Annotated in this window: 22 protein-coding genes; 14 read left to right on the plus strand and 8 right to left on the minus strand. The window is 57.9% G+C overall.

The annotated features are described in order from the left end of the window. Positions 1 to 305 precede the first annotated feature (305 nt). Complete coding sequence (locus tag H6G62_RS03755; protein WP_190492772.1) at positions 306 to 545, plus strand: DUF4327 family protein; 240 nt, start codon at positions 306 to 308, stop codon at positions 543 to 545. A 319-nt stretch (positions 546 to 864) separates the two neighbouring features. Next, complete coding sequence (locus H6G62_RS03760; RefSeq protein ID WP_190492773.1) at positions 865 to 1,803, plus strand: glycosyltransferase; 939 nt, start codon at positions 865 to 867, stop codon at positions 1,801 to 1,803. Positions 1,804 to 1,843: 40 nt separating this feature from the next. Here H6G62_RS03760 and H6G62_RS03765 read toward each other — a convergent pair whose 3' ends face one another. The 3 genes from H6G62_RS03765 to H6G62_RS03775 are packed head-to-tail and all read right to left on the minus strand — an operon-like array spanning position 1,844 to position 5,323. Then, positions 1,844 to 3,715 carry an NACHT domain-containing protein gene (locus tag H6G62_RS03765; RefSeq protein WP_190492774.1) on the minus strand — a complete coding sequence of 624 codons (1,872 nt, stop codon included), beginning with the start codon at positions 3,713 to 3,715 and terminating at the stop codon, positions 1,844 to 1,846. Then, on the minus strand, positions 3,712 to 4,899 hold the full coding sequence (locus H6G62_RS03770) for a lipase family protein (RefSeq protein ID WP_190492775.1): 1,188 nt from the start codon (positions 4,897 to 4,899) through the stop codon (positions 3,712 to 3,714). The genes H6G62_RS03765 and H6G62_RS03770 overlap by 4 nt, the downstream gene beginning before the upstream one ends. Further along, positions 4,883 to 5,323: a hypothetical protein gene (locus H6G62_RS03775; RefSeq protein ID WP_190492776.1), complete on the minus strand. Its 441-nt coding sequence runs from the start codon at positions 5,321 to 5,323 to the stop codon at positions 4,883 to 4,885. Before H6G62_RS03775 ends, H6G62_RS03770 begins: the two co-directional genes overlap by 17 nt. 148 nt (positions 5,324 to 5,471) lie before the next feature. Here H6G62_RS03775 and H6G62_RS28230 point away from each other — a divergent pair, with 148 nt between their 5' ends. After that, positions 5,472 to 5,600, plus strand: a complete 129-nt coding sequence (locus H6G62_RS28230) for a hypothetical protein (RefSeq protein WP_277882993.1) — start codon at positions 5,472 to 5,474, stop codon at positions 5,598 to 5,600. 127 nt (positions 5,601 to 5,727) lie between these two features. Continuing rightward, positions 5,728 to 6,309 (plus strand): WcaF family extracellular polysaccharide biosynthesis acetyltransferase, encoded by a 582-nt coding sequence (locus tag H6G62_RS03780; protein ID WP_190492777.1) that lies wholly within the window; start codon positions 5,728 to 5,730, stop codon positions 6,307 to 6,309. 104 nt (positions 6,310 to 6,413) lie between these two features. Here H6G62_RS03780 and ccsB read toward each other — a convergent pair whose 3' ends face one another. Next, entirely contained in the window at positions 6,414 to 7,430 is a 1,017-nt protein-coding gene (gene ccsB / locus H6G62_RS03785) for a c-type cytochrome biogenesis protein CcsB (protein WP_190492778.1), read from the minus strand. Positions 7,431 to 7,484: 54 nt separating this feature from the next. Beyond that, positions 7,485 to 9,272, minus strand: a complete 1,788-nt coding sequence (locus tag H6G62_RS03790; RefSeq protein WP_190492779.1) for a DUF3352 domain-containing protein — start codon at positions 9,270 to 9,272, stop codon at positions 7,485 to 7,487. Between the two features lie 127 nt (positions 9,273 to 9,399). On the opposite strand from H6G62_RS03790, the gene H6G62_RS03795 reads away from it, so the two are divergent. Next, positions 9,400 to 10,188: a TIGR00297 family protein gene (locus tag H6G62_RS03795; protein ID WP_190492780.1), complete on the plus strand. Its 789-nt coding sequence runs from the start codon at positions 9,400 to 9,402 to the stop codon at positions 10,186 to 10,188. A gap of 411 nt (positions 10,189 to 10,599) precedes the next feature. After that, positions 10,600 to 10,803, plus strand: a complete 204-nt coding sequence (locus H6G62_RS03800; protein ID WP_190492781.1) for a hypothetical protein — start codon at positions 10,600 to 10,602, stop codon at positions 10,801 to 10,803. A gap of 198 nt (positions 10,804 to 11,001) precedes the next feature. Here the strand turns inward: H6G62_RS03800 and H6G62_RS03805 are convergent, their stop codons facing one another. Further along, entirely contained in the window at positions 11,002 to 13,524 is a 2,523-nt protein-coding gene (locus tag H6G62_RS03805; protein ID WP_190492782.1) for a sigma 54-interacting transcriptional regulator, read from the minus strand. Positions 13,525 to 13,669: 145 nt separating this feature from the next. Then, on the minus strand, positions 13,670 to 14,470 hold the full coding sequence (locus tag H6G62_RS03810) for a M15 family metallopeptidase (RefSeq protein ID WP_190492783.1): 801 nt from the start codon (positions 14,468 to 14,470) through the stop codon (positions 13,670 to 13,672). 231 nt (positions 14,471 to 14,701) lie between these two features. On the opposite strand from H6G62_RS03810, the gene H6G62_RS03815 reads away from it, so the two are divergent. The 7 genes from H6G62_RS03815 (at position 14,702) to H6G62_RS03845 (ending at position 22,202) form a co-directional block, all read left to right on the plus strand. Next, entirely contained in the window at positions 14,702 to 15,685 is a 984-nt protein-coding gene (locus H6G62_RS03815) for an AEC family transporter (RefSeq protein WP_190492784.1), read from the plus strand. 269 nt (positions 15,686 to 15,954) lie between these two features. Beyond that, complete coding sequence (locus H6G62_RS03820) at positions 15,955 to 16,317, plus strand: peptidoglycan-binding domain-containing protein (protein ID WP_190492785.1); 363 nt, start codon at positions 15,955 to 15,957, stop codon at positions 16,315 to 16,317. A gap of 460 nt (positions 16,318 to 16,777) precedes the next feature. Next, complete coding sequence (locus H6G62_RS03825; protein WP_347239285.1) at positions 16,778 to 18,385, plus strand: sugar phosphorylase; 1,608 nt, start codon at positions 16,778 to 16,780, stop codon at positions 18,383 to 18,385. Positions 18,386 to 18,487: 102 nt separating this feature from the next. After that, complete coding sequence (locus tag H6G62_RS03830; protein WP_190492787.1) at positions 18,488 to 19,351, plus strand: oxygenase MpaB family protein; 864 nt, start codon at positions 18,488 to 18,490, stop codon at positions 19,349 to 19,351. A gap of 137 nt (positions 19,352 to 19,488) precedes the next feature. Continuing rightward, positions 19,489 to 19,833, plus strand: a complete 345-nt coding sequence (locus H6G62_RS03835) for a YbaB/EbfC family nucleoid-associated protein (RefSeq protein ID WP_190492788.1) — start codon at positions 19,489 to 19,491, stop codon at positions 19,831 to 19,833. 106 nt (positions 19,834 to 19,939) lie between these two features. After that, positions 19,940 to 20,422 (plus strand): low molecular weight protein-tyrosine-phosphatase, encoded by a 483-nt coding sequence (locus tag H6G62_RS03840; RefSeq protein ID WP_190492789.1) that lies wholly within the window; start codon positions 19,940 to 19,942, stop codon positions 20,420 to 20,422. Continuing rightward, on the plus strand, positions 20,406 to 22,202 hold the full coding sequence (locus H6G62_RS03845) for an alpha/beta hydrolase (RefSeq protein WP_190492790.1): 1,797 nt from the start codon (positions 20,406 to 20,408) through the stop codon (positions 22,200 to 22,202). The genes H6G62_RS03840 and H6G62_RS03845 overlap by 17 nt, the downstream gene beginning before the upstream one ends. Before the next feature lie 15 nt (positions 22,203 to 22,217). On the opposite strand, the gene H6G62_RS03850 is transcribed toward H6G62_RS03845, so the two are convergent. After that, positions 22,218 to 23,207, minus strand: a complete 990-nt coding sequence (locus tag H6G62_RS03850; RefSeq protein WP_190492791.1) for a stage II sporulation protein M — start codon at positions 23,205 to 23,207, stop codon at positions 22,218 to 22,220. A 129-nt stretch (positions 23,208 to 23,336) separates the two neighbouring features. Here H6G62_RS03850 and H6G62_RS03855 point away from each other — a divergent pair, with 129 nt between their 5' ends. After that, positions 23,337 to 24,290 (plus strand): hypothetical protein, encoded by a 954-nt coding sequence (locus H6G62_RS03855; RefSeq protein ID WP_190492792.1) that lies wholly within the window; start codon positions 23,337 to 23,339, stop codon positions 24,288 to 24,290. Positions 24,291 to 24,374: the final 84 nt, after the last annotated feature.

Consider the following 24,374-nt stretch of genomic DNA (forward strand, 5'->3'; position numbering starts at 1 on the left):
CCAAAATGCGCTAGGGTAGGGCTATGCTCAAGCATCCCCCTAGGCAAAAGGTGGGTTAGGTGAGTATAGTGTGGACGGCGCAATAGGTAAGTAACCCTAGTATTTATTTCTAGAGCTTACCTCTAGCACTTGAAAGCAGATCGCACGAATCGGATTTTCTGTCATTCCAATCAACGTTTGACTGTTTTCCGTAATCTTGTGCTATCCTTGCTTCTCAGAGTGCAAGCTTAGACCTAGCGCAAGTTTCAAGTCTGTGCAGGCTAACGTTTTCACCGCAATATCGAAGAGCTTTTTTAACAGAAAATATGGTTGAACTAACTGCCGACGTAGCTGTCGTCCACCATCCCATGGTGAAATTTCAGCGACAAGTCGAGTCTTTGGTGAAAAAGTCCAAAATGGTTAAGCCCAGCGACCCCATTTGGAAAATTGCCCTCCTGTTTGGCGATGATTGGGCACATTGGAAAAAGGAACTGGAAGAGTTTGACTTTTCCACCCAAGACCCCATCGCCGACCTGCTAGCCGTCCAAACCTGGGAAGAAGATTAGTCTGTCCTCAAGGGGGACAGACACTTTATAGGATCAGCCGTAGGGTGCAAACGCTAAAACGAGGCTAGCGCCAACGCGACGCAATGCACCATCGAGAAATCCAACCCCAGCGGCCAAACCCAGTCAATTTGTGTGGACACACCACCACAGCCGGATCTAGCCCGATCCAATTGGGCCTAATCGAGACGCTGGGGAACCGCTCTCCAGCGTTTTTGTTATTAGGATGCGATGGGCTGAAGGCCACCCCTAGGTTCGGCATACTCGCCTTAGGGATCGGTAACGAAGGGGCTAGGATAGGGAAGCCGTATGGAGGCGACTTGTGTTTTTTAGCGTTGTCATTCCCACCTACAACCGTTTGCCGATTTTAGAGAAATGTCTGCGGGCGCTGGATCAGCAAACCTACGATTCCACCTTGATCGCAGGCTACGAGGTGGTGGTGGTAGACGATGGCTCCACCGATGGCACCGTGGCTTGGCTGCGGCAACACCAGGGGGAACTGCCCCATATGGTGCTGTTTGAGCAAGACCACAAAGGCCCCGCCGCCGCCCGCAACCTGGGGGTTGAAAAAGCCCAGGGCGACACGATTATCTTTATCGACAGCGATTTGGTGGTGTTGGAAGGCTTTTTGCAATCCCACGCCGCCGCCCTGCAAGTGGCCCAGGCCCAGGCGGGTCACGACCGCTTTTTTACCTACGGACGGGTGGTGAATACGGCCAATTTCGACAACCCCACTAGCGAACCCTACAAAATCACCGACTATTCCCAGGCCTTTTTTGCCACGGGCAACGTTGCCATTGCCAAGCGCTGGCTGATGGAAGCGGGCCTATTTGACACCCAGTTCACCCTCTACGGCTGGGAAGACTTGGAATTGGGGGTGCGGCTGAAAAACCTGGGCCTGTCTCTGATCAAAGTCCCGGAAGCGGTGGGCTACCACTGGCACCCGCCCTTTGCACTGGAAGACGTGCCCTCATTGATTGACAAGGAAATTCAGCGGGGTCGCATGGGGGTTCTGTTCTACCAAAAACACCCCACCCGCGAAGTGCGCATGATGATTCAAATGACCGGGCTGCACCGAATTCTATGGGGTGTGCTCTCCCTCGGCGGACGGCTGAACGAACACACCCTTGCCCCCCTATTGCGCTGGCTGATTGCCCAGGGGAAACCCCAACTCGCCCTGGAAGTGGCGCGAGTATTCCTCAACTGGTACAACGTCCAGGGGGTCTACGCCGCCTACGCCGAAATGCAGCAGGAAGGATAAAGGCAGCGGAAAGGATAGCCACACGAGAAGGGTGTGGAGCCTATAGGGTCGTCCAGCGATCCCTCAGGAGGGGATGGATGAACTGGTAGCGACGGCCCACCCGTTGCAGCAGATGATATTCGCAGCAGGTATCCAGAAAACGGGCATAGTTCCAGGGAATGGCGTTGGCTTTAAACAGCACTAGACGCAGGGCAAAATGCTGGGCACAGATGAGGGCGCTATCGAAAATAGTGGCCCAGAGGGTAATCGATCCAATGATTTTTAAGCTGTGAATGAAGGTAGTTATTTCAATCGGAATTGGCCCTGGTAGTGGGCTAAACCAAACCAGTGGAGCGACCTTGAGAAACAGCAAAAAGGGTAGAAAGATAACGGTGGTTCTGAGTAAATAAAGCAGAGCAGACTGAATGCCTTGATTAGGCTGGGCATGAACCAAAATATCCGACTCTAGATAGCGATTGACTTTGGCGACCAGGCTACCAAGCAACCAGCTTGGCAGGGCTACGGTAGCGCGAGCCAGGACAATCACAAGCATACCGATTAGGAAAACAAAAATCCCTCTCACAACGCCCTGCCCACCGAGGGCAGCCAGGAGTCCAATGATGAGGGCAAAAATCACGAGGTAGTTAATTTGCCGAACAAAAATAAACCGCATAAGACCAATGGTGTCGGCTTGGATATGGAGGGGATCAATGGCATCATCACCTCGCCTAAGAATGAACAGACTGGTAATACAACTCAGTGCAAAAATCCCAGATCCAGGGCCAATAAATAGCCCAAATACTAGGCCACCCATCCAACCAAAAAATAGCCCCCCTAGCACCGTGTATTGAATAGTCTGGCGGCGGTTTCTGAGTAGGTTAGGCTGCATTCTATCAATGGAAAATTCATGTTCGGCCTGCTCATTAATATGTCGGGCCAGCCAGCCCAGCCAGTGCCGCATATTCTGGGCAGAAATCGGGTATTTAGGGGGCGAACCTAGGGTTGTTGGATGATGCAATTGCTGCTGAATAAAGCGATCCAGCACCGTGTTTTGTTGGGCCTCGTTAGCGAGGTCGGTATCCCAGTCTGCGGGATCGAAGTGAGAATACGTCGCGATCAGTAGATTAAGCCAAAGGGGGATCTGCACTAGGGGTAGCCATGCGGGCCATCGCTGCACCTCAACCCAAAGGGCATCCTGTTGGAGAACCGTGAGGTAGGCTTCAACTTGAACGGGAGTGAGTGGCTCTAACCTGAGGTGGGTTGGGAGGGCGAGGGTGTTGGGGCTGGGGTCGGTATCGTGGCCACCGCAGCAAATCACCAAGGGACGGAGGGGCTGGCTGAGCCAAGCGTTGAGGGCGAGGATGGCGGCTTCGTGGCGATGGGGGGCCAGATCATCGAAGCCATCCAGCATCGGTAACAGACGGTTGGCCCCTAGCCAGTGATGGGCCAGGGATCGCGATACGCCATACTTCACCTGCAACTCCAGCCGCAGCCAGTCCTCCAGGGATTGGGCCTCGGCATCCCAGGAGGCGAGGTGAAAGAGGACGGGTAGGGGGCACGTGGAATCTTGCTGGGCTTGCTGAAGGAGATCTGCCGCCAGTTCCAGCAGTAGGGTGGTTTTGCCGATGCCCGCTGGGCCTGAAATCTGCAACCTGGGGTGGGTGACCTGGATCACCCCTTGGGCCAACGCCTTCCCGTCGATCTCGTCGATCTGGGTGGGCTGGGTATCGAGGAATAGGGATCCCCGGCGAGGCAGTACTAGAGGGGGATCGTCTGTGCCCAGGATTTGCCAAAGACGCTGGTGTAGGGATTGTTCTAGGCGATGGTGAACTTCTTGTCTGACCCCTGCCAGCAAAAGCCCCTCACAGGTCAACGGATCCCGCTGGGGAGCAAGGCGCTGGGGGACGGCGGCGATGAGGTTTGGCACTCTCATCCTTGCCTCAAGTCCAGCGGCAAGTTCACAAATTGACCGTTATTGGGAATTTCGGCCTGTTGACCAATGGCGTTACGATACACGTCGATTAAATGGTTGGGGGCAATATCCCCATGGTGAGACAGGAACGACCACTGTTCGCCCGCGTGCATAAAGTTGACAATCAGCAGATTACTGAGGGGCGTCATCGGCACCATGTCGGCCAGGTTCACCACCCGGTAGTGGTTGGGCAAGAGCTTGCTGTGGTTTTCCACAAAGGTGAGGTCGCCGACGCGGGGGGTGCCGTAGGTGTAGATATGCAGGTTGGGCTGAAAGTCGGGATAGTGCAATGCCATATCCATCGCCGCCAGGTTGGCCAGGGCACCGCCGAGACTGTGGCCCGAAATCACTAGGGGTTTGGCGGGATCTAGGGTTTGCACTGCCGCCCTAACGGCCTCGGCTAATTGCTTGAAGTACAGGGTGTGGAAGCCCAGATGCACCTGACCCAGGGGTTCATCCGTCAGCGGGTTCACATAGCTCCGTTGCAACGTCAGCAGGTCGCCCAGGATTTCCAGCCGCCGCTGGGTGCCCCGAAACATCAGCAGGTTAAACGCCTCGGAGGTCAGCAAAAACCCGTAATACACCGAAACGGTCTGGTCAATTTGCACCGCCTGTTCCACCTGTTGTTCGATGGCATGCTTGGTGCGCTCGAGCCGCCGTTGCAGACTGGGGGCATCCTCTGCCTCCGCCATTAGTTCTGCTAGGGGCACCTCAAAGCGAATCCGCTCCTGGGCCTGCTCCAACGCTTTGAACGAGGCCACCTGTTGAAAAGCCCCAAATCCCGCTTCAGGATAAAACAACAGTTGATCAATCTGGCCGTCATAATCCGCCTGGTATTTGCCCTGGAAATATTGCAGCGTGGCCAGCTTAGCCGCCACAATCAACTGCTTTGACCAATCGCGATTGTAGGGCTGCGTGGGTGACTGAAGGTTCACCGGGGTTTGCCCCGTAGCCAGCTTTTGCGTGGATTCTAAATCGGCCTGGTAGGCTTGCTGCACCAAATCTTGGGGGTCATACAACGCCTCTAGGGCCGCCTGTTCGGCCTCAGCCGCACGTTGTTTTAAGGTATTGCGGCCCATAATGGTTGCCACGGAAGCCCCCAACCCGCCCCAGAGAGCCTGTCGTCGCTTAAATTTCATGGGCATTTCCCCCCTCCTCGGCTAGCCCTGGGGTGGCCGAACAGCCTGGAGGTAGCGCACTCAGATAGCAATGGTTAACCGCCTGACCCACCGACCAAAACAGGGCAAAAAAGGCGAACCCTGGGGCCAACCCCGCCAGCTCCGGTACCCGCACCCCCAGAGCCATGCCGAAAAACAATGCCGCAACACTGAGCAACACCGCCCCAGTAAGACCCGCTAACACACTCAGTTTGGCCACCGCATCCGGGGTGTAGCCCCGCCACAGGCGCAGAATACCCCGCACCATCAGGCCCATCAACACAGGCAGCAGGATAATTTTGACGACGAAGCTGTAGGGGATGGGCAACAGCGCCACCAACGCCGCCCCCAGGGCATAGTCCACTATCAGCCCCCTCGCTCGGTGATTGAGGCTGGCGGCGGAGTGGGGCACTGTGGGTTAATCCTTTAGCGTCAAGGGCTCATGCTTAATATATATATCAGCGACCTCCCAAAATCCAATCCTTGCCTCGAATCCGATGATTTTGCCTCAGTGAATGAAGTGAAACCCTTACAGGGCAACCTGGGAGCGGTAGCGGCCTTTGGCATCGCTACCATTGCCGTTTACCATCGCCAATGATCTGTTGAGCTTTGCCACCGTTGTGGCTACCTCCCTCACCTACGGAGCCACTGCCGAAACCCTGACAACCTCGACCGTATGGGCCTTGTGACGGATAAATCTCAATGGCTTGGGTTAAGTTGGGAGGATTGGTGAGAATATACTAGGGCACTTTCGAGCCTTTCTGGAGGTATTGTCGCTTCCAGTCAGTCACCAGACTCAAGGATCCAAACCCTACGATGACCAAGCCCTGGGTGCAACTGAATACCTACGATCAGTCCTGGTATGACCCAGGTCGGTCTAAGGGGGTGATTTTGTGGTGGTGGCTGCTGCAAGGGGTGATCTTTCCCCTCACGCTCCACGGTCACCATGCCCCCCGACGGTGGCTATTGCGGCAGTTTGGGGCCACGGTGGGCAAGGGGGTGATGATCCGCCCCACGGCCCGATTTACCTATCCCTGGAAAATTACCATTGGCGACTATAGTTGGATTGGCGATGACGTGGTGCTCTACAGCCTAGGGCCAATCACCATTGGCGATCACTGTGTGGTGTCCCAAAATAGCTACCTCTGCACTGGAAGTCACGATGTGGGCGACCCCCAGTTTGGCCTTCAGGTGGCCCCCGTGGTGTTGGAAAATGGTGTCTGGGTGGCGGCGGATTGCTTCCTGGCCCCTGGGGTCACGGTGGGGGCCAATAGTGTCGTTGGCGTCCGCAGCACGGTGTTTCAGTCGCTGCCCCCTGGCCACATTTGCTACGGCAACCCCTGTCGCGCTGTGCAACCCAGAGTTATGAAAACCCCGCCTCAGCCATCGGAACCCTAACGCCAAGGCAAGGGCCAACTAACGCAGCAGCGATGCCACCAACGCGCTGGAAAACCCAGCCGCAGGGAGCATTCGCGTCAGCTAGACCACTTCATACCGATCATCTAGAAAAACCAACCGTAGCTATGTAGCCCCTTCCCGAGGATATTCACCCCTAGGTAGCACACCCAGACCACGGCAAACCCAGTAGCCGCCAGAATCGCAGGACGACGCCCCTGCCAGCCCTTGGTAATGCGAGCATGGAGGTAGGCCGCAAACACCAGCCAGGTGATCAGCGCCCAGGTTTCTTTGGGATCCCAGCTCCAGTAGGATCCCCAGGCTTCATTGGCCCACACCGCCCCGGCAATGATGCCGATGGTGATGAGGGGAAAGCCCAGGCCAATCATCCGGTAGCTGATGTTATCGAGGGTGTCGGCTAGGGTGAGGCGTTGGGGCGAAAGTTGGACAGTCTGGCGCGTCAGAACCGCAGGCTTTTCGATCACCGCCGTACCACCGCCGCCAAGGGTAAGTTCCCCAGCCGCGTCAGCGCTGGCTGGGACGGCCTGGGGCTGGTTGGCCCGTTGAACCTTAAGGTTGCGAAAACCGCCTGTGCCCACGGAACTGCCCTTGAGTTCCACGGCTTGGCCACGGGTGACGATCAAAAAGGCAATGGCCAGCAAAGACCCCACCAGCAGAGCCGCGTAGCTAATCAGCATGACGCTGACATGCATCATCAACCAGTTGGATTTGAGGGCGGGCACCAGCGGCTCGGCCCCCTGCATATGGTCGGGCAGGGAGAGGGCGGCAAAGGCGGTGATGGCCATGGCGATGGGGGCGGTGACGGCTCCCACCAGACGGCTGCGGCTCATGCGCTCGGCCACCAGATGCATGGCGGTGATGCCCCAGGACAGGGCAAACAGCGACTCGTAGAGATTGCTCATCGGGAAGTAGCCGGCTTCAATCCAGCGGGCGATGAGCAGGGCCGCGATGGTGAGGTTGCCCACGGCCATCCCGGCGGTACCGAGGCTGGGGAGAAGGCTGGCCTTGGGAAAAGCGACGCCACACCAGTAGAGCAACATGGTGGCAAACAGCACCGCAAAGGAGGCGTTGTCTAGCCAGCCCTGGAGCGCAATCAAATCCATAGCACACTATCTTTAAAGAAGGGTCTGCTTCTATCCTAGCGAGTTTTGCCCACCTCACGGCGTTGCGGGGGTGGGTTCTGGGGCTGGGGCTGGTTTGGCCTCGGGGCTGGGCTCCGATTCCGGGGCGGCGGGGGCGGATCCCCCAGGGGCGGGGAGTGGCCCTGGGCGGTTTCCCCGTTGCAGGGTGGCCATGATGTCGTAGCGCACCTGGCGATCATTCAGCACCGTGGCGGTAACGCCAATACTTTCTAGGGCGGCGGCACTAATCAGCCCCTCGGTGGGCACGGGGGGCAGCAGCAGGCTGTCCTCAACCGCAATCATGTCCTTTAGATTGATGTAAAAGTGGCCATTGTTGGGCCGAGGAGCCCTGCCCGTTGCCGCTTGAAAAGCAGAGGATGAGGCCAGGGTTCGGTTAGGGCGGGGGACGATCAAATCTGTTACCCCCCGTCCGGCAGTTAAAAAGACCACATCGCCCTCTAGCCAGCCGTGGGCCAGGGTGAGGGACTCGAAGGGAGCCACCCACTGGGTCATGGCGACACCGTTCTGATCCACCGTCTCCACCTGAAAACGGTAACGGTCGGCCATGACCGCATCTAGACGCGCTAGGGCCGTGGTGGCGGCTTCTCGGTTGCTAGCTTTCACCATCATCACCAGGGCCGGGTTGGGCAGGGTTTGGGTGCCTTCCTCCGCGCCCCCTGGGGATGGGGGGGCCAGGATACCCAAGGTCATTTCCCCCCCCATCCAGGGCAGCAGGTCTTCCTCTAGCACTAGCCCAGTGGTGGATTGAAGGCTAAGGGCTATATCCTCAGGGCGAAGGGGAAAGGTGGCCGACAGTTGTTGCCCCGCCTTAAAATCTTCCCAAAACTGCTGGAAATTGCCCGTAGAGAGCATGATTAAGGTGCTGGCGGGCAGCCGTTGGGGCATTTGATCCGCCTGGTTGCTGGTGTCAAAGGCGAGCGGCCCCTGATCTAGCCAGCTAATGGCCTGGATGGCTAACCCCTGATTTTCCACCAATACCGCCGCCACCAACGCCCTGGGGTTGCTGAGGGCACTCAGACGGTTGGCCGGAATCGGCGGGTCGGCGGTGTTGGCGAGGGTCTGCACCGCCGAGGGCATATCGACATAGAGGCGGGCCAGGGCGCGAGATTGTTCCACCTGCTCGAAGGCTTTGGTAAACCCAGGCCGCTCCACCACCGATTGATTGTCCCGAAAGGCATCAATGGATTGCCGCAGCAACGACACCTGGGCACTGACGAGGGCCAGGTTGGGGGTCAGCACCGCCCCGTAGATCGGTGCCCCCTCGGCCCCCTCAATCTGCTGGATAGACACCCCGCGATAGGGGTTTTCGCCAATGTCCTCGGCCTGTACCAAACGGTTGCCTAACCCCTGTTGCGCTTGCCCCACATTACTAATCGGCAAAGCTACCACCACATTCGATCCCAACGCCCCCTCCGGGTCATTTAAGGGCGATACACCGGGCCGATCCGAGGGCAACACCGCCAGGGTAATTTCGGAACCCACCCAAGGTTTAAGATCCGTCGCAAAATCCAGCCCCGCCTCCGTGAGCAGCCGATCCCGCCATTCCACCAGGGCTTGGTCGAACTGGGTCTGGGTTTCGGGGGTGCCAAATTGCCGCAGTCGTCGCCACTGGCCCTCATCGGTGGAGAGGGAGACCACCAGAACAGCATCGCTGGGGATGGCATTGGCCCCCGCTGGGAGCCCCTGAACCAGGCTACTGCGCCGCCCCATCGTCCAAAAGGCCAACGCTCCACCGCCCACCACCAGCGCCGCCCCAATCGCCACCACCAACGACGGTTTCGCCTTCAACCTCTGAAACACCATAGTCCAGCCAGAACGGGATTTTGCCCTGCCACTCTAGCAAACAACGGCCAGGATGGCGCAATCAACGGAGATCGATGGGATGCGGATTTGGTATGGTGCGAGGAAACCGAGATCTTCAGGAACCGCGATGGCCATCCCAATCCCCTTAACGCCCCTTTCTCCCTGGGCGGTCGGTGTACTTTTAAATACGGCCCTGCTGGGCATCGCTTGGGGTCTACCCAAAAAGCTGCTCACTCCGGCGGGATACCTCCATGCCTGGGGGTTGGGGGTGCTGGTCTGGGGGGCGCTGGGCTGGCGGGGCTATGCCGTGGTGATGATCTACTTCTTGCTGGGCTCGGCGGTGACGCGGGTAGGCATGGATCGCAAACTGGCGGCGGGCATTGCCGAAGGACGGTCGGGGGTGCGGGGGCCAGAGAATGTCTGGGGATCGGCCCTGGTGGGTGCCCTCTGTGCCTTGGCGTTGGTCGGGCTGTCCCTGGGGTTTGCCACGGGAGAGGCTGACCCCTGGCCCCCGTTGTTGGCCCTCGCCTACGTCAGCAGCTTTAGTACCAAACTGGCCGACACCACCGCTAGCGAAGTGGGCAAAGCCTACGGCAAACGTACTTTCTTAATCACGACCCTCCAGCCTGTGCCCCCCGGCACCGAGGGAGCCGTTAGCCTGGAGGGCACTTTGGCGGGGTTGGTCGGTGCCCTGGCCATTGCTCTCACAGGCTGGGGCGTTGGGCTAATCCCGATCTGGGGCATGGGGGTATGCCTCGTCGCCGCCTTCATCGCCACCAATCTGGAAAGCGTCATTGGCGCAACCCTGCAATCCCAACTTCCTTGGCTCACCAACGAGGTCGTCAACATCATCAACACCGCTATCGGAGCCCTGCTGGCGCTGATGCTGGGCTACGGCTGGCTACAATGGGCCTAGCCGTGGGGGCCAGAGACCTGGGGGAAAACCAGCCCCGGCGGACGATCTACCCCTTGTAAAGACTTTGATCCAAGGGTTTAGGAGGGGCTGCGTAAATCCACGAGCACTTTTTGCTTCCGTACCCCTTGTTCGTCCCCCCAAGAGGGCGAAAATAAATAGAGGTTTCGCCTTTCTCAGGAAACTTTACTAAAAAAATATGTCTTTCGTCCGGATTGCCGATGAAGGTCAGTGAATTTTCGTAACCTAAAATTCCGTAGGTCTGCTGTCGTTGATTTGACCTTTCATCAGCGTTAATAGAAGTATAAGGTTCCTGACTAGTTTGTAATTGTTGTCCATGTTGTTCAGGGGACGTCTACCCTCAAAAGCGATCACAACCCATGGCCGCTGACTGGGGTGTAACGATAGAAATCTATGAAAAATGAAACTTCGACAGCTCGGTTTTTCCGTTCCTACCGCCTTCTCACGGCCATTGGCATTCTATCACTAGGGGCGATGCTGACCTTCCAAGCCTTCGGTATTGAATCAGCGGCCAGCGCCAATAGCCGCGATGAGTTTCCAGGGCGGCGGCAGGGTGGTGGTACCCACTGGGTGCTACCCGCAGGCACCGATTACTAACGGAGCTATTGTCGTCAAAGCACTTCCTCTGGGCAATTGGTCAGGATAGTGCCCTGTGGGTCAGGGGTTGTGGAGAAGCGAGGAGGGGGAAAGAGCCTAGCCCCTAACGGTATTCCTAAAGCCAACCACTAGAAAAAAGGGTAAACGGTAGCAGATTTCGGTCTGCTGCCGTTTTTATCGTTGATCGCTTGTCCTAGACTACAGACCGACGATTAACCCCCATAAGCTGGCACCATAGACCAGGGTTGTTCCCTGCTGGCCCCAGCGTGAGAACCCCGCCTGACGGTGGAGTTTGGCGGACAAGCCGAGGGACAGCACTACCCCCAGCAACAGCGTCACCCCCTGGAGGAAGGCCACCACCGCCGGATCGGCCATCCAGAAGGGCCAGGGAAAATTAGCCAGCCCTACGGTTTCGCCCAGTACAGGCAGCACCCGTCCGCCTTCTAGCAAACCTAGCCGCAGGTAATGGGCCAGGTTTGCTGCCCAGACCAGGGGCAGATAGCCGTAGGCCAGTTTGACAAAGGATCGGTGAGCTAGACCAGGGTTGCGGAGTCGCCGCAGTTGATGGATCCCCGCTAGGATGAGGGGCAGACCAGCGGGGAGAGCCAACAGAAGCGCTGAGACCAAGCTATGTCCGGCGAGGGTATCCACGGGCAACGCCAGTCCCCATTGAGCCTGAATCTCCGGCAGTCGGTGCAGGTACACGGCTCCCAGTAGCAAAAACATCAGGGCCACTTCGTAGGATCGGGGCTGGTGAGTTGTCCAGAGTTCAATGCCGGGGGGGCGCAGGTTCAATTCCACCGAGCGATGGGGACAGGCTTTGAGGCAGGTCATACACAGCACGCAGTCGCGGTTGTCCTCAAGCTGGGCCGGGTGGGAATAGAGTGGACAACCGAGGGTTTCCTGACCTTCTCCCTTGGCGGGGCCGCCCTTGTAGCATTGGTAGGTGGTGCATTCCGCCGCACAAATGCCCTGCTGGGCGCGAAGTTCCGTCATCGAGAGCTTGGCAAAGAGGCCGTTCATGCCGCCGATGGGGCAGAGGTAGCGACACCAAAAGCGGCGTTCAAACAGGGCGGAGAAAATCATCGCTCCGGCGGTAATCAACAGCAGCAGACAGGCCGAAAGGTAGGCGGTGTCCTCCAAGTCCCAGACCTCTTCCCAAATCAAAATCAACGCAAAGAGACCAAACATAAACCAGCCGCCCCAGCGATCCGCCGCCTGCCGGGGCCAGCGTTTACTCAAGTCTGGAAACCATTGCTGGGTAAGCATTTGGGTGACTTCACCGTAGATCATAAACGGGCACACCGAACACCACAGCCGCCCCACCAAGGGGAAGCCCAGCAAAATCAGCGGCCACCACCAGGCCCAAAATACCGTTAGGGCCACGTTGCTCTGTCGCGGCTGGGGACCCAGGAACAGGACACCCACCACCACCGCAAACAGGGTGAGGGTGAGGCCGTAGTTAATCCGGTCGGGCCACCAAGGGCTGCGCAAAAATCGCCGCAGGGCCGGGTAGCGGTTGAGCAGATTCAGCCGCAGCAGCCGTTTTCTGCCTTGGTTAGGCCAAATTAGTTCTTCGGTGATGGTGCCCCCAGACACCCGTTGGGCGGCGGATCGCTCCACTAAGCCCTGGAGTTCGCGCAGGTTGTTGGGGAAGTAGTAGGCTTGGAGCCGCCGCAGGGCTTCGGGGGCCAGGGTGAGCCGCGTGAGGCGACGACGGCGACACCACAGCGCCAGGTAGTAAGTCACCCAGTCGTCAATATCCGCCTTCCGCACCCGCAGGGGCGGCACTTTGATACGGTGGGTGACCAGGCTATCCAGTTCCGCCACCGCCTGTTCGGAAATCAAAATGATGCGGGCGCTGGAGGTCTGGATTGGCACCACTTCCCCCGACCGACTCACCGGCTGGTATTGCCCCGTTTGAATCAGCCGCACCATAGCAACTTGCAGATCGGGGTCAAGTTCCCCCGGATTGTTGAGGACGAGGGTGCCTTCTCCCAATGCCGCCAACAGCCCCGGTTTGCCCCCGGAGCGACCAAACAAATCGGCCCCGCTGGCCTGAAGTTGGCCACAGTTCACCTGTACCATGGGGGTGCGCCGCTGGCTGGATCCGTAGTGAATCAAGGCCGCGAGGTTGTCCTTTTCTAGGCCCGGTTCGCCAAAAATCAGCACGGGTTGATGATCCGCTGAGGCTTCTCGTAATTGGCCCCGCAGCCGATCCGCATAGCGACTGCGACCAACGACGCCCCGTTTGGCCCGCGTCACCAGGTAGGGCCGCAAAATTGCCTGTCGCTCCTGCTCGTAGCTAAACTGGAAGGACAGTCGCCGCACCGCCTCCACCAGTTGCCGGGTAAAGGTTTGCAGAATGTCGGGATAGTCTTGCACTAGGCGCTGGAACTGATCCCGTTCCACAAACCAGAGGGTGCTGTCGGTGAGGGTCTGCACCGTTTGCTCCACGGGCTGATTCAGCAGCAGTGCCTCCAGGTTCAGCACCGATCCGGGCAAAAAGCTGATGCCCCCGATCCCAGTTTCTAGGGTTTCCAGCTTGCCCTGGCGCAGTAAATACAAGCCCTCCGGTGGCTGATCGGCCTCGACCACCAACCGCTGGGCGGGGAGGGTGATCACCGTGAGACAGCGGGCGATTTGGGCCAGGGTGTTGGGCGGCAGCAAGCCTAGGGGGGTTTGCTCCTGCAAAAAGGCAAGGCGGTCGGATACAGTCATAACGGATATCACGCCATCGAAACACCGGAGGTTAGCCCCATGATGACCGGAAATGCGCTCTGGGTGCCGCTGGCATTACTCAGCTTAATTATTGCCGCCGCTGTGTATTTTCGTCGGGCCGAGTCCTAGGGTTATTGTCCCAGCGTTACTCTTGGTAGAAGGTTTCTAGGCTGTCGCGATCTCCGGTGAAGCGCCAGTGCCAGGGTTCGAAGGCCACCTGCTGAAAGTTGTTGCGGGGGAAGGATAGCTCGAAGCCGTAGCGATTGGCGTTGGCGTCCATCCAGCGGTAGGCGTTGGTGTCTTCAAAGGCTTGATCGAGATGGGTGCTGGTTTGGTTCCCGTCGCCAACGTCGATGGCGTAGCCCGTATGGTGTTCGCTATAGCCGGGAGGAGCGCTGACTTCGGCGCGGGTTTGGGCATCCTGGCCACGGGCCGCCCGTACTCCAAAAAAGATCGCCTCCTGCTCGCTGTGGGAACGGAAGCCCGATAGGGGAATGATCTGTACGCCATCCCGCCGCGCCGCCCGCACCATGGCGTCAAACTGCTCGGCGGCACTGGTGCGCAGCCGAATGTCACGGTTTATGGCCAGAGACACGAGGTCGTCTTCCGGGGCTTCGTCATAGGCCCGATGACCGAGGAGGGTACGGCTGGTGGGGGTCAACTGAAGGGCACGATTGCGGGCGGCATTGGTGGCCACGCCCTCCGAGGCCATCCCCGACTGGGCGATCACACCTTGGATCGGTTGCACCTGGGGCTGGGCCTGCCACCCCCTTTGAGACCAAGCCGCCCAACTGCCCGCCACCAGAGCTAGAACAGCGGCCACGACCGCCAGCCCCACCCACCGAACCCACTTCGGCCAAGTTCCCGACGTGCCCCAACCCTGGGGACTGCGATACCCTAAAGGCTGGTCGCGGGTGGCTTCTGGGAGATCGTCCAAAGGTGACATAGGGATCGTGCAGAGTTCAATGCAGGTTTAACAAAAGTTGAAAGGTGCAGACGCAAGCATCAACGACGGGCCATCGCCTCATCATTATTACCCTTGAAATGGACGCCATGACAACCAGCCTTGATCACACCCAGCCCCCTCGGCCCCCTAGACAGCCCCCCTTGCTCCGCCCGCCCGTCTATGGGGCTAGCCATGTCTGGGCCAGCCATACCCTTCCGGGGAGAGGGTAAGATGCCACCGTTTGGGGTTTTGCTACGGCTCTATCTCCCCATTGCGTCGGGGGTGCTGGCGGGGGTGGGGGTAGGCTACCTGTTCGCCCAACTCCAGAAAGGACAAGATCCCAGCCAACGGCTCTACCAGCAGGTTCCCTTGGCCTTGGGCAAGTTTTTATTTTGGGTGGGCATTCCCATCAGCATTGTGGGGTTTATGCGGCGGGCCGATCTGGGCGGAGCAGTCTACCTTGCGCCCGTGGTGGCCTGGGTGGCCATGCTGCTGGGCCTGGGGTTGAGCCGCCTGTGGATTACCCTGCGCGGCCACACCTGGCCCCGATCCACCCAGGGCAGTTTCTCCCTGGCCTCCATGCTGGGCAACACGGGCTATATCGGCTTTCCGGTGGTGTTGCTGCTGCCCCAATTAGGGGTGAGTGTCTTTAGTTGGGCGCTGTTCTACGACGTTCTGGGGACGCTGCTAGGGGCCTATGGGCTAGGGGTGATTTTGGCCGCTAAATTCAGCGACCGTCCCCAGGCATTGTCTCGCCCAGCCTGGATCAACGGGCTGTTTGAGGTGTTGCGAAACCCGATTATCCTGGCCTTTTTGGCAGGGCTAGCCTTGAAGCCTGTGCCCCTGTCCCCTCGCCTAGAAGCCCTGTCCTACGGCCTCTCCTGGAGTGTGGTGATGCTCTGTTTGCTGTTGATGGGGCTCCGCATTCAGCAGATTCGCACCTGGCGACACCTCTCACGGGCGGGGGCCTCGACGGTGATTAAACTGCTGTTATTGCCCTTGGTTGTGGGGCTAGGGCTCACCGCCATCGGCATTGATGGCCCACCCCGGTTGGTGATGGTGATCCAGTCTGGAATGCCCAGCGCCTTTGCCAACCTGGTACTAGCCGAAGCCTACAACCTCGACCGAGACCTCTCCGTCACCTGCGTGGGCCTCAGTTCCGTCGGCTTGCTCTTCACCTTGCCCCTTTGGCTATGGGGGTTTGCCCCCACCTAGGCCGCGCCCCCTGCCTCTGGGCCTAGCCCTCTGCCCAGGTTCGCCCCCAATGCCACCAGAATCCGAAAATTTGTGGCATCGTGCTAAAGGCAGATCTACGACTTGAGATCGGATGGCCTCGGTGCCCGTCTGCCCCCGGTCTAACCCACCATTTGCCCCTGATCGCCCCACCGTCCCCTCACTTGATTATGTCTGGAGCCCGTTCTCTGCCCACGATCCCTTGGCTTCCGCTTCCCCCCACCCTCGCGCCGAGAGATGAAGGGGAACTTGTGCGGCAGCTTCAGATGGCCCTGGCCCAAGGAGGATGGTACCAAGGGGCCATTGACGGGCGCTTTGGCGCGAACACCACCCAGGCCGTCCAAGCCTTTCAACAACAGCGAAATCTGCCCGACCATGGCATCGTTGACTCCACCACCTGGCAACATTTGCTGATCAGCCTAGAACCCCAGGGTATCTGGGCTACCATTCCCTTCCCCACCGCCGAGATGATTACCTTTACCCCTCTCCTGGTGGCCCAGCCCACCCCACCACCGTCGCCCCTATGGCTGTTGCTGATGGCGCTCATCCCCCTGATGGGCGGTGGCCTCACCTACCTCCAACACCGCTGGCAAAGCCGCAAACCCCAGGGGTGAGATGCCCTGCTCCTACGGTTTGCTGGGCCGGGGAAGGGGATGGCTGTGGGTTTGGCATAGCGTGGGAAGGCTAAGGATATCTACCTGGCCTGGGGCGTTTTTCGTCCTGAGGTATCTGTTTTGACTTAAATGTCAGCCCCATACACCGTATTGATAGAGAGAAAGCATCGCCATGGCCCACTCCCAGAAACGTCCAAGGGTGTTTCAGACAACCCCCCATTCCCCCCACCAGAAGGAAGGCATTTCCGCCCAGAATCTGCCATCCTAGGCCATCGTTAACGTTGTCACCCCAGATCATCACCTCGTTGTTAAGCCAGTGTCCCACCAACTAAAGCCCCTACTCCAAAGAATCTACCCAGAGGATCTTGCTACCCGGTTAGCAACGGAGATCTTTGACCTCATTCAAGATACCCTTTGCCCCTCTGGCCAGGAGAATCTGAAAAAATGGAACCACAATAATGTGTTACTCATTACCTATGGTGATAGCGTTATTGATGGTCAACGTCCGCCCCTAGAGGTGTTAGCGGAATTTCTAGAAAAATACCTAGAGGGTACGGTGACAGGGGTTCACATTTTGCCCTTCTTTCCCTATAGCTCCGACGATGGCTTTGCGGTAATTGACTATCTCCAAGTCAACCCAGAACTGGGAAATTGGGAGCAAGTCAAACGCATCGCTCAGCATTTTAATTTAATGGTGGACTTGGTGATTAACCATGTCTCTAGTCAACACGAATGGTTTCAACAATTTAAAGCTGGAGAACTACCAGGACGTCATTATTTTGTCACGGGCGACCCCAGCGAAGACTTGTCTGAGGTAGTACGGCCTCGCAGTTCGCCGCTGCTAACCCCCGTCGAAACAGCAGAGGGTGTGCGCCATGTGTGGACGACCTTCAGCGCTGACCAGGTCGATGTGGATTTTAAAAACCCCGATGTGCTGATCGAATACGTCAAAATCATCGTGGCCTACGTGCAAGCCGGGGCGCGGTACATTCGCCTCGATGCGGTGGGTTTTCTGTGGAAAAAACAGGGCACCAACTGTATGCACCTACCCGAAACCCATGCCATGGTGCGCCTGTTTCGCGAAATCCTACAAATGATTGATCCTGGCATCGCGCTGATTACCGAAACCAACGTCCCTAACCGGGAAAATCTCAGCTATTTCGGCAACCGCAACGAAGCCCACATGATCTACAACTTCAGCCTGCCGCCGCTGTTGTTGAATGCCTTATTGCAGGGCCGTTCCGACCACCTCAAAACTTGGATGATGAGTATGCCCCCAGCCCCGATTGGCTGCGCCTACTTTAACTTCACCGCCTCCCACGACGGTATTGGAATGCGCCCCGCCGAAGGATTACTCACCGAGGACGAGTACGCGCAACTGATCGATACCATGCGGAAACACGGCGGTAAAATTAGTATGCGCACCCGCCCCGACGGTAGCCAGTCTCCCTACGAAATCAACATTTCTTTATTTGATGCCCTCAAGGGAACTGTCAAGGGCGAAGACCAATGGCAGGTTGAACGTTTCCTCTGTTCTCAAACCATTATGATGGCCCTAGAGGGTATCCCCGCTTTCTATATTCATAGCCTATTAGCTACCCACAACTATGCAGGGGGCGTCGAAAAAACGGGTCACAATCGCACGATTAACCGCTATAAATGGGATCTCAATACCCTAGAAGTGGCCTTAGCCGACCCCGCTACACCCCATGCCAAAGTGCTCAAAGAACTCACCCGACTGATCAAAATTCGCCGCCAACAAACCGCTTTTCATCCCAACGCCACCCAATACACCCTGCATCCGCTTAATCGTGCCCTATTTGCCTTCTGGCGACAAAGCCTCACCCGCGACCAAAGTATTTTTTCCGTCCACAATCTCAGCGATGAACCCCAGGAACTCCGCTTTAGTGACCTCAACCTTGTCAGTACCGACGACTGGTTTGACCTGATTAGCGGCGACAAATTTGCTGATTTAGATACGGTCTATATCCTCAAGCCCTACCAGTCGGTATGGATTACCAATAAGGTCAACTCCGCCCAGGATGAAACCATGCCGACGTTGCTGTAGGAATCCTCGCAAAACTAGGTAGCGACCAGTGCCTGCCCCCTTGGGTGGTCAGGTTATCCTGAAGGACAGCGAAACGTTGTCATGGGTGATGGGGAGGAGGACATGAATCGGTATGCAACGCTGCACGATATCGAAAGTCTGGATCCAGAACGGGATCACCAGCGCATTTGTCATCTGTTGGCGGGCTATGAGTTCCCTTGGGATATGACGCGGGCGCTGGAGGTGGCGCTGCTGCGGACGTTTTGTGTGCCCAGCATTGCCCAATTGCTAGACAGAACGGGCGAGTTTCAGCACCAGGCCCAAAAGCGCTACGACGATACGGGCATTGTGGTGGCTGAGGTCTTTAAGCAGGGCTATGACAGCCCTAGGGGCGACGCCTTTATTCAGCGGATGAATGCCATCCATGGCCACTATGCCATTGCCAACGAGGACTTTCTCTATGTGCTGTCTACGTTTATCTATGAGCCGATTCGCTGGATTGATCGCTTTGGCTGGCGACCCCTAGGCGAGACCGAAAAGCTGGCCTGCTACTACTTTTGGGTGGCGGTGGGGCAGCGTATGGGGCTGCGGGAGCTTCCCCCTAGCTACGCGGCCTTTGACCAGTTTAATCGGGACTATGAGGCGGAGCGATTTGCCTACCACCCCAGCAATCAGCGGGTTGCCAATGCCACGCGCCACATGCTGCTGTCTTGGTTTCCGGATCCCCTGCGGTGGGTGGTGAATGGGGGGGTTCCGGCGCTGTTGGATGAACCGTTGCTCCAGGCGTTGGGCTGGGCACCGTCCCCACCTTGGCTTCAGACCCTCGTTAAATCAGCCCTGGTCAGCCGCAGTTGCTGGCTTCGGCGGTTGCCTCCCCGCACCGAGGCCGATTTTTTTGTGGATCAGACCATTCGCACCTATCCCCAGGGGTATACGCTGCAAGACATTGGCCCCACCGCCCTCCAGGATCGACTGAATGCCCCTTAGCCAGTGCGTCTTAGTCAACACGCCTTAGCCAGTGCGCCCTAGTGGCCCGTGGCCCCGCTACAAACCGCCGCTGGGCGCTAAAATCGTATAGCCCATGGGCACATAGATACATTAGCCGTTCGTTCGAGAGTAACTCCATGTCACAAGGTCAAGGATTTGGGTTTGGGTTAGGCAAAATGAAGGAGCTAACCGAAGCCTTCAAAAAGGCCCAACAGATTCAGGAAGGGGCCAAACAACTCCAGGAAGAGCTAGAGCAGATGGAGATTGAAGGCGAAGCGGGCGGTGGCTTGGTGAAGGTGATCATGAGCGGCAACCAGGAACCCCGTGGGATCACCATTGCCCCCGAAGCCATGAATGAAGGCATTGAGGTGTTGTCGGATCTGATTACGGCGGCCATGAAGGATGCCTATCAAAAGTCCACCTCCACCATGCGGGATCGGATGGAAGACTTGACCGGGGGGCTCAATCTGCCCGGACTGTAGGCGACAGGCGGCCCCCTCGCCTTAAAACGACGAAAGACTGGGGCAACGTCTGGTGATACTGGGTGAGGGGTAGCCTCGCTGTCTACGAATTTTGCTGGGAATGGCTATGAGCACACGCCTTTTATTTGTTTGTCTTGGCAATATTTGCCGATCCCCCTCCGCCGAAAACATCATGAACCATCTGGTGCAGCAGCGGCAGTTGGGAGACCAAGTGGTTTGCGATTCGGCGGGGACGGCCAGCTACCATGTGGGGAGTCCACCGGATCGTCGAATGGCGGCGGCGGCTCAGGACTTTGGTATTACCTTGACGGGACAAGCGCGTCAGTTCTCCCCAGACGATTTTGACCGCTTTGACTGGATCTTGGCTATGGATCGCCACAACTATCGGGATATTTTGGCCCTAGATGGAGCCAAGGCCCATAGCCACAAGGTAAAAATGATGTGCGACTATTGCCGCACTCACCCCGACCAAGAGGTTCCCGACCCCTACTACGGTGGCCCAGAAGGGTTTACCTACGTCATTGAACTACTGATGGATGCCTGTGAGGGGTTTCTGGATCAGGTGATGGGCAATGCTACAACCCCTTAGCCGTCGGAGCTACATCCTTTTCGAGAAAAAGCGTTCCGCAAAAGGGCGTTCCGAAACAAGGCGTTCTGAGACAAGGCCCGCCGAGGACATCAGAACGCCACCATCTGGGCCATGGGGTGGGTGGCGACGATGGCGCTATGGGGTTTTATCCTTGGCTACCGTGGGGCTGAGCCTCCTGGCCACCCCTAGCCCAGCCGCTGAACGACTCATTATTACCTATGGCGTCCTTGAGCGCACTATTTCCATCCAAGACATTGAAACCTTTGCCGCCACGGGGCAGCTTACCCCCCAACTGCGGGCCTATAACCGCCATTTGCAATTTTCCCAGGCTCAACTCGATCAGGTGCAGCGGGTATTGACCACCCCGGTAGAGAGGATCACCCCGGTCGGCATAGCCCAGTTTCTCTATACCCAGCAGGGCGAACGGCTGCTGCGGGAATTGACCCGTGTGGTGCGCACCCCGGCGCGGGTGGGTGATTTTTCCGCCCTGCGGGCTGCGCTGATTCTAGGGGCTGTCAATGCTGAGGCAGGGATCACCCTTTTGGATGTGCTGCGGGCCTACCCCCTAGAGGCCATTCGTATTGATCTTTCCGCAGGGTTTGCGGTTGCGGAGGAAATTAACCGGGCAATTGTGCAATCGTCCCAGGCCGTGGCTCTGGTGCAAAATCTAGCCCAGCAAGAAGCAGAGGCGACCCCCCTGACCCCAGCGGAGGTCTCGGATTTGTTGCGCCTGCTTCAGGAATCGCGATCCTACGGGGTGCAGTCGATCAGCCGATCCCTTCCCGGCCTAGACCGCCCCGCCAACCTCTACCTCCCCCAACTGCGGGACGGCCAAACGGATCCAAGGGCAGGCTTTCCCCTGGTGATGATTTCCCACGGGCTAGGTAGTAATCGCCACAGCTATACCTATCTAGCCCAGGCCTTGGCCAGTGCGGGTTTTGCGGTCGTCGCCATCGAACATGCTGGCAGCAACGATGAACAACTGATGGCGCTGTTGGAGGGCCGCACCGCCGAAGTGGTGCCCGACGCCGAGTTTCTTCGCCGCCCCCAGGAGATTACTCAGGCAATTAACGCGCTCCAAAACCTCCAGAATGGCGAATCTCCCCTGCCGATCCGCCTGGACTTTAGCCGCATTGGCACCGTGGGCCAGTCCTTCGGGGGCTACACGGCCCTGGCCCTCGCTGGGGCCACCTTTGACCTAGAAACCCTGGCTACCGAATGCCCTCCGGCGGTGCTCACCTTTAACCCCTCACTGCTATTGCAGTGCCAAGCCACCAATCTGATCGATCCTCGCCAGCAACTTCAGGATCGGCGGATCAACTCCATTTTCATCATGAACCCGGTGGGTAGTGCGTTGTTCGGCCCAGGGGGTTATCACCGCATTACCGTCCCCGTCATGATGGTCGGCAGCGCCGTGGATACCGTAGCCCCTGCCTTCCCAGAACAAATCCAGCCCTTCACCTGGCTGTCTACCCCCGAACGCTACCTGGTCTTGCTGGATCGAGGTACCCATTTTTCCGTGATTGGCGACGTGCCCGCCGAGGAACAACCCCTGCCCATCCCCCCCGAAATTATCGGCCCTCGCCCCGATTTGGCCCAAGCCTACATGCAGGTGCTGGCCCTAGCCTACTTTCAGCTTACCCTCAACCGAGATGAGCGCTTTCGGCCCATGGTGCAAGCGGCCTTTGTCCAAGCCATCAGCCACAACGATTTCCCCATGCACCTCAGTACCACCCTGTCTGCCGAAGGGTTAGACGCGGTTCTGCAACCACAACCCTAGGGCCAGGGCATCACCCTAGGCCGGACGCTGGCGGCGGCAATACTGCACTAGGCCGATGAATAGGGCCATGCCTACCGCGTACTTAAGGCCATTGGGAATCCAGGGTTGGGGCGAAAAAAAGCCTTCGATGATACCTGCTATGACCAGCAGGGTGATGATGCCATAGAGCAGCCGCACTGCCTGGAGCCCGTAAATCCGCAGGGCATCGGCACGGCGATAGGCTCCGGGCAACAGAATGCTGCGGGCCAGCAGCAGCCCCGCTCCCCCCGCCATAAAAATAGCCGGAAGTTCCAACGACCCATGGGGAAATACAAAGGCCCATAGATCCCAGGCAAGCCCAGCCTGAGCTACCAACACGCCCACACAGCCAATCATCAACCCGTTGAACAGGAGCAGATAGACCGTAAAGGCTCCCGGCGGTGTGAGCAGGGGCACACTGGGCATAAACATGGCAATGCCGCCAATCATCGCCCACAGGGAAACGCCAATGTTGTTAATCATGATCTGGCTGGAGGCGACGGGTTCCACACCGAGGATCGACACCGTCCAGAGTTCTTGGCTGGTTTTCACTTCTTCTACAAACGCTTGGCCCAGCACCGACCTTAGAAAGGCCGGATCTTGCCAAGCAAACCACCAGCCCACCAGCCCACCCAAGCCAAACAGGGCGGTGGCGATGGCGATGTAGGGCCAGGTTTGCTGTACGGTTTCGGGGAAGCCGTAGCGGTAGAAGTCCAGAAGTTCTTGCCATTCCTGCCGCCGAGAGCCTTGGTAAATTTGGCGATACCCTCGGCTGGTAAGTTGTTGTAAATCCTTAATCACCGCCTGCCCCACGGCGTTGCTTTTGGCGCGGGCTAAATCCGCCGATACGGAACGATAGAGGCTGGCCATTTGCCGCACCTGTATCCCCGAAAGACTTTTCAATCCCTTTTTCTCGGCCCGCTGAAGTAGGGCATCCAACTGCCGCCAACTGGCCTCGCGGCGGGCCATCCAACGCTGAACATTCATGAAGTAAATCAGGAAAAACGGGAACCTCAACCGCAGTGTAGGCTACTCTCAAGGTCTAAGACTACCCCCAGTGGCCCTCGCTCTGGGCAACCACCGGGGACACTGTTCCATCGATGGCAGGTTTTTCCCATGGGTTTTTCCGATGCTCCTAGCGCCCCCCTTGGCCCCCTCAATCCTGGCGATGTGGTGAGTGCGGCCCTGCGGCTGTACCGGGATCGTTTCAAGACCTACCTGCAACTGTCGGCCCTAGCTACCCTGTGGATTTTTGGGGGCATTCTGGGGATGGCGGCGGTCACCGGCCTGTTAGCAGGTGTTCTGGGGGCCGTGGGTGGCGAGGGGCTGGCCATCGTTGGCGGATTGCTGGGGGCGCTGGTGGGCTTTGTGCCGTTGCTCTATGGCATGGCGAAATACACCATGATCTCTAGCGTCATCGGACGGCTGTCCTTTCGCGATCTCATCAACCAGCCCGAAACCTCCCTGGACGTGCGCCGTGACCTCAATCCGAAGCTGGGTCAGTTTCTTTCCCTGGGTTTTCTGCTGGCCCTGGCTTTTATGGCGGCCTATCTGGTCTCTGCCCTGGCGGCGGCGCTGGTGGGCGTTGGGGCAGGATTGGTAGTGGGCGGACTCCTGGGCGCTCTAACGAACAGCACCGTGGGCGGCATTGTGGGGTCGATTCTAGGGGTGTTGCTGGGCATCGCTATCTTCACCCTAGGGCTGATTTGGGTGGTGTCCCATTTGTTTATTCCCGAAGTGGTACTGGCGGTAGAGCCGAACCAAGACGCTGGCAGCAGCCTCAGCCGCAGTTGGGAACTCACCCAAAAATCCATTGGCCGTATCCAGATTGTCTTTTTGGCCACGTTCTTAATCCAGTTTCCTGTTCTTTCTGTCACGAGCTATTTGCCCAGCCTTTTCTTTGCCTTTTTGCCCGACAGCATTACAGTCATTGTCGTCAGCCAGGTGATCGGCTTTATCTTCAGCCTTGCAGGCAGCATTTTGATTCTGCCCATCTGGCAAGCGGTGAAAGGCGTTTTATACTACGACCTTCGCAGCCGCCGAGAAGGGCTCGATCTAGAACTGCGCTAGCCCCCCAAATCCCAGGGTTCTCCAAGAACCCTGGGATCTGTTCCCTGGAGGGTTCGGTAAGATTGTGGAGAAGCCCTTTCCCGA

Origin of the sequence: Phormidium sp. FACHB-1136 (genome assembly GCF_014697375.1) — a bacterium.
Lineage (GTDB): Bacteria > Cyanobacteriota > Cyanobacteriia > Phormidesmidales > Phormidesmidaceae > Nodosilinea.